This is a genomic window from Glycomyces albidus, from assembly GCF_009451885.1.
Lineage (GTDB): Bacteria > Actinomycetota > Actinomycetes > Mycobacteriales > Micromonosporaceae > Glycomyces > Glycomyces albidus.
Genome location: NZ_WIAO01000028.1, coordinates 68888 through 72288, shown reverse-complemented (window position 1 = coordinate 72288; position 3401 = coordinate 68888). Strand labels below are relative to the sequence as shown.

The 3401-nt window shown below is 74.7% G+C and carries 2 protein-coding genes; one reads left to right on the top strand and one right to left on the bottom strand.

What is annotated here, in order from left to right:
• Nucleotides 1–150 precede the first annotated feature (150 nt).
• Entirely contained in the window at nt 151–1371 is a 1221-nt protein-coding gene (locus GFD30_RS19745; RefSeq protein ID WP_153026897.1) for an ROK family protein, read from the bottom strand.
• A gap of 125 nt (nt 1372–1496) precedes the next feature.
• Between GFD30_RS19745 and GFD30_RS19740 the strand changes: the two genes are divergently transcribed.
• A complete protein-coding gene (locus tag GFD30_RS19740; RefSeq protein ID WP_153026896.1) occupies nt 1497–3158 on the top strand; it encodes a glycoside hydrolase family 13 protein in 1662 nt (553 codons plus the stop codon).
• Nucleotides 3159–3401 lie beyond the last annotated feature (243 nt).

The window sequence follows — 3401 nt, the reverse complement described above, 5'->3', positions numbered from 1 at the left end:
GTCCCGCTCCGGTGGCGGGCCAGGCGCCGCCGGTCCGCGGCGCCCGTGTCGCCGCAGCCGCATCCGGCGGGCGCGCCGCAGCCGCGGCCGCAGGCGCAGCCGCAGGCGCAGCCGCACGAGCACGTCTGAGGCCGCGGGCCGGCTCGTCCACTAGGGACGAACCGGCTGCAGGTCCATCGCGTTCGCCCGGACGACCTCGAGGGCTCGGGTCACGGCCCCGAGGCTGACGACCCCGCCCCCGAGGGTCGAGGCCACGAGTTCGGGCGCGGGCGGGTGGGTCAGCTCGTCGAGGCGCTGCGCCGCGCGCTTGAGGACCACGTCGAGCGACGCGGCCACCGCCCCGGCGAGCACGATCCGCTCCACGTCGAGCAGGCCGCCGAGGACCGCGCAGATCCGCGCCAGGCGCTCGGCCATGCGCTCGGCCAGCGCGAGCGCGGCCCCGTCACCGGCCTCGGCGGCGCGGAGGACGAGTTCGGCGCCGAGCCGGTCGGCGGGGGCGGTCATGAGCGGGCTGCCGGGGTCGGCGGCGCCTTCGGCCCGGACCTCGAGTGCCCAGCGGCGCAGCAGGTTCCCGATGCCGTGGGTGGAGCCGACGCCTTCGACGAGGGCGAGCAGGCGCAGCTCGCCGGCGGCGCCGCGTCGCCCGCGCACGAGGTGGCCGTCGACGACGTAGCCGGCGCCGAACCGCTCGCCGGAGACGAGTGCGATGTAGGAGGAGGCGCCGGCGCCCGCGCCGAGGGCGCCTTCGGCGAGCGCGGCGAGGTTGGCGTCGTTCTCGACCTCGGTGAGCCAGCCGCGAGCGCGGAAGTGCGCGGCGTAGCCGGGGTTCATGCGCTCCCAGAAGCGCTGCTCCCCTTCGGGAGAGGAGCCGTCGAGGCCGGTGGGGGCGGGGACGCCGACGGCGGTGCAGAGGACCGCTTCGGGGCGGGCGCCGGCGCGGTCGAGGACGGCCGCGACGGTGGCGTCGGCGGCGGCGAGGCGCTCGGCGCCGTCGCGTCCGTCGGGGTCGATCTCGGTGTGGGCGCGGGCGAGTTCGCGGCCGCGGAGGTCCGCGGCGGTGGCGGTGATGCAGTGCTGGCCGGCGTCGACGCCGAGGACGACTCCGGCGTCGGCGCGCAGCTCGTAGCGGCGGGCGGGGCGGCCTTTGCGGTACTCGCCGCCGGCGGCGCGGGCGTTGGGGAGCTCGGCGAACCAGCCGCGCTCGACGAGCTCGTCGCAGAGCGCGATGACCGTCGAGCGGGTCAGTCCCGTGGCGGCAATCACATCGCTGGCGGTGAACGCCTCGGATTCCCAGGCCAGATCCAGGACGGCCGCCGTGTTCAGGCGCCGCTGGGGGTGGGCACCCCGGTCGTCGGGTCCGTCGGGTTCCATGATCGCGCTTGACACCTCGCCTTCGCTGTCGCAGCATGACTGGAGTGATTTGATTTTGGTATTAGATTTAATCACAAGGAACCGTCACGCGCTCCGGCGCGGATCCACCACACCGAAAGGCACCCATGATGGCTGCTCCGAGCCCGGCCTCTCCCACCGCGGCCGACTGGTGGCGCCAGGCCACCGTCTACCAGATCTACCCGCGCAGCTTCGCTGACGCGAACGGCGACGGCATCGGCGACCTGCGCGGCATCACCTCGCGCGTCGACTACCTCGCGCGGCTCGGCGTCGACGCGGTGTGGCTGAGCCCGTTCTACCCGTCCGCGCTCGCCGACGGCGGCTACGACGTCGACGACTACCGGAACGTGGACCCGCGCCTGGGCACGCTCGATGACTTCGACACCATGATCGCCGCGCTCCACGCCGCCGGCATCAAGCTCATCGTGGACATCGTCCCGAACCACTCGTCCAACCGGCACGAGTGGTTCCAGGCCGCGCTCGCCTCCCCGAAGGGCTCCCCCGAGCGCGACCGGTACGTCTTCCGCGACGGCCGCGGCGCGAACGGCGAACTGCCGCCCGCCGACTGGGTCTCCATGTTCGGCGGCCCCGCGTGGACGGCCGTGGGCGACGGCCAGTGGTACCTGCACCTGTTCGCGCCCGAGCAGCCCGACTTCAACTGGCGCAACGAGGAAGTGCGGGAGGACTTCCTCAAGACGCTGCGGTTCTGGTCGGACCGGGGCGTCGACGGCTTCCGCGTCGACGTCGCGCACGCCCTCGCCAAGCACCTCCCCGCCGACCTGCCCTCGCAGGCCGAACTCGAGGCGATGGACAAGGCCACCGGCATGCACCTGCTGTGGGACCGCGACGAGGTCCACGACATCTACGCCTCCTGGCGGTCGGTGTTCAACGAGTACGACCCGCCGCGGATCGCCGTCGCCGAGGCGTGGGTCGACCCGCCCGCGCGCCGGGCCCGCTACGCCAGCTCGGAGGGGCTCGGCCAGGCGTTCAACTTCGACCTCCTCGAAGCCGACTTCGACCCGGCCGCCTTCCGGCGCATCATCACCGAGAACCTCGAGCAGGCCGTCGAGACCGGCTCCTCTACGACGTGGGTGTTCTCCAACCACGACGTGGTCCGCCACGCGACCCGGTACGGCCTGCCGCCCAACGGGGACGAGCCGCGCAAGTACAACCGGGCGTGGCTGCTCTCGCGCGGCACCGAGCCGGAGCTGGACACCGCGCAGGGGCTCCGCCGGGCGCGGGCCGCGACGCTGCTGATGCTGGCGCTGCCCGGGTCCGCGTACCTGTACCAGGGCGAGGAACTGGGCCTCGGCGAGGTCGCGACCATTCCCGACGAGGCGCGGCAGGACCCGACGTTCTTCCGCAGCCCCGGCGTGGACGTGGGCCGCGACGGGTGCCGCGTGCCGATCCCGTGGACGGTCGAGGGCCCGTCGTACGGGTTCGGGTCCGGGCCGGCGCACCTGCCGCAGCCGGACTGGTTCGGGAAGCTGTCGGTGGAGGCGCAGACCGGCGACGCGTCCTCGACGCTCTCGCTCTACCGGGACGCGCTGGCGCTGCGCCGCGAGCTCCAGACCGGCGAGACGCTCGAGTGGGTCCACAACGCTTCCAATGCGGTGCTGCACATCCGCCGCTCGAACGGCTGGGAGGCCGTGGCGAACTTCGGATCCGACCCGGTGCCGCTGCCGGAGGGCGAGGTGCTCCTGGCGAGCGGCCCGCTCGGCGAGGGCGAACTGCCCGGCGAGACGACCGTCTGGCTCCGCAGGCCGTAGCAGGCGGCGCCGTTCCCGCGGTCGCTCGGCCCGGCGGGAACGGCGTCACTGGAGCCTTCGGGGACCCGGCGCCTTCGGGACACGGCGGCGCGGCGGAGAGCATCCGCAGGGCGGCCGCCGACGACTGCCGGGAACGGCGTCGCCCGGACTTCCGGGAACCTGAAACGCGGCGGGGGGGGGGGGGGGCCCCCCCCCCCCCCCCCCCCCCGGGGGGGGGGCGGCCCCCAGGCCCCCCCCGAGTGG

Bases quoted from the DNA above. Each gene is read 5' to 3' on its own strand.
- GFD30_RS19745 (WP_153026897.1), bottom strand. From the start codon at position 1,371: ATGGAACCCGACGGACCCGACGACCGGGGTGCCCACCCCCAGCGGCGC.
- GFD30_RS19740 (WP_153026896.1), top strand. From the start codon at position 1,497: ATGATGGCTGCTCCGAGCCCGGCCTCTCCCACCGCGGCCGACTGGTGG.